This window comes from Micromonospora sp. H61, assembly GCF_018070325.1.
Taxonomy (GTDB): domain Bacteria; phylum Actinomycetota; class Actinomycetes; order Mycobacteriales; family Micromonosporaceae; genus Micromonospora; species Micromonospora salmantinae.
The window spans coordinates 1-2,548 of the sequence record NZ_JAGPXY010000179.1 but is presented as its reverse complement, the minus strand read 5'-3'; the positions used below and the strand labels follow the sequence as shown (position 1 = coordinate 2,548).

General features: G+C 56.3%; 1 protein-coding gene. It reads right to left on the bottom strand.

Annotated elements, in window-relative coordinates; all coding sequences use genetic code 11:
* Positions 1–654 precede the first annotated feature (654 nt).
* Entirely contained in the window at positions 655–2,373 is a 1,719-nt protein-coding gene (locus tag KBX08_RS32860) for a DUF262 domain-containing protein (RefSeq protein ID WP_210787643.1), read from the bottom strand.
* Between the last annotated feature and the right edge of the window lie 175 nt (positions 2,374–2,548).

Genomic DNA, 2,548 nt, shown 5'->3' with positions numbered 1-2,548 from the left:
GCTCAACCCATCACTCATGACGGCGCGTTCCTGAACACCCAGCAGCATGAGGACAGTGGCGGCGGTGTGGCGGGCGTCATGGAACCGGGCACCCCTAACGCCCGCGTCCCATGAGCAGCTTCTTCCCTTCGTGGTAGTCGGCATTCGGGTTGAGCGCGCGGCCGAACGGCGTAGTGAACAGCCGCAGCATCCCGCTTTCTTGCCGCACGGATCGGTGGAACCATGAGCATTTAGGTCGCAGGCGATTCTTTCGGACGCGAAGCAACTTCCTTTCCAGGTCAATATTTTCCCATCGCAGTCCGAGCACTTCACCTTGACTTTGCCGGAACGCATTTCCCCGGTCATTGCTAGGGCACACGCCGAACCGGCGCGAATGAAGCCGAAGCTTGAGCCAGCATTGGCCGCTGCAACAAACACTCGGCGCCTCACCGGGAAATTGCACTCTGATCGGTTATTCTCTGTCGGACATTGGCAGCGAGAGCGGCAGGGTTCGGCATCGTCGGGTACGCCAACCGTGAGTGGAAGGTCGAACCCTTCCGGGAGGCAGACGTAGTGGTTACGACGATGCGGGACATCGCCCGATGCCCTAAGGCGAGGGCCGCGCCATGCAGCGATCAAACGACGGCCAGGGCCGGGGTTTAGTTGGGCCGGGCCTCAGGGTAGCTTCCAGAATTCAATCGCAAGGTCAGCGAGCATTCGCTGCCGGGCCTCGATCTCTTCCATAGTCCAGTCTTCTTTATCCCCCACCGTCTGCGTGAGCGAGAGACTGGACGCAGCGAGAATTGGCCTCTTTTCTGCGAACGCGGAATTCCCGATGCTCTTGTTCTCAGTAGCCCTCAGAAGAACCTGATTACCGAGGCGATACGCATACTCGGTGTGGCGATCACGGGGAATGTAACTATCCCACTCCGCGCCGGCCGATTGAGGTAGAACATGTTCTAGATTAAGTTCACCTGCGTTTGGGTTGGCCACAAACTCAGGGATTTTCCTGGGCTGATTGTTCTGAATCTCAAGCGACCTCAGATAGTAGCGCGCATAAGAGGGGCGCCGTACAGCCGCCGTCGCGAAGTCATTACGAAATTGCTCATCGGATGGCAAAATCTCCCCTAGCTGCGAGATCACTGCGGCAGCCTTGGTCGTCTTGCCCTGTGAAATCGCCTGGGCAACTTCCGAGATCGCTCGATCCGCCTTACTGCCCTCTGCCGTTTTAGATATTCTCATTCGAACAGCCGCAGAAACGGCGAGTTTCAGCAACGCTTTTAGTTGGGCATTAGGGAATTTGAGCATCGCAGCCAATAGCACTGGGCGAAGACGTTCGACCTCAAGAATTCGCAGTGCTTCGACATAGCTCGCCGCCTCTGGGTGGATTGACGGCCAATAGGTCGGATCCGCTCCTAAAAGTCTGCTATAAGCCCGTGCCGCCATCTTGAGTTCATCACTGAAGGCCACTGCATCAGCAGCGGTGGTCAGCTTACGGTTTTTAACTCGAACGAAGATTTCCCGCTCTCGGGTTGATCCCTGCTGACTCGTAAAGTAATACCGGAGGAAGTCCGTGAATTTACTTCCAGTGCCCGTTGCTTGTTCGATGTACGAAGTCGTCGCTATCCAGCGTTCATGGCATTCACTCAATCGGCCGCCCGCGCGGCTAAAGATGTAGTTCTTGGTCAGGTCCGCAATGGTTAGGTCGATTCCTCGGTCATTCAGCGTCTCAAAAATAAGAAAGGCATCGGACTCGGTCGGAACCGTCACTGTAATAACCAAGGCTCGCTCATGAATGAACTCAACCCAGTCAACAAGCCTGGCAGCCCAAGCGGCTCCAGCGTTGGCGGCATCTTCTTCCACCTTAGCCTTAAGGAAATTTAGGCCCTTGGCCAGTAATTTATGGCTTGGCGGGGCCTGCCGATCGAGCGGCTTAGGGCTACCCTCAATCAGGGTTTGAAGATATTCGTTATCGGTAGCGCCGAGTTGCAGCCTGGACTCAACTTGGCGAGTCCGGAGATCACGGGATGCGATGTACTGCTGTTCAATGTCGGATGAGCGATTGTCATCCCTCTGTTTGAATGCATCGCGGACCGCAAGAAGAAGGAGAAAAGTAGTGGTCAACCGCTGCTGGCCGTCGATGATGAAGGATCGCGAAATAACAGTATCAGTCTCGACGTAATCTGAATTTTCCGACAAGACAACCGTGCCCAGGAAGTAGGCTTCGTCGGACTTGCTTTCGAATGCCTCCAGAAGGTCGTTCCAAAAATCTTCCACCTCATCGCGGCCTTCTCCCGAGCCCCAGGCAAACGCACGCTGATAAGTTGGCACCCCGAATCTCCGCTGAGCTAGCAATGCGCCTAGACCAATGCTGTCAATGGTGTACTTCGACACGGGTGCCATCCGTCCGTCAGAGAGCAGGACCATCACTTTCGGTGGTCAGATTATTACCTTCGGGCAGGCCCTCCACAAGGCCGTCACCAAAGGACCGGCAGGCTCGCAGAGGCAGCGTCAGGCCGGGAGACCCCGCGCCGCCGTCCCGACGTCTCAGTTTCCGTCTCGTTCACCT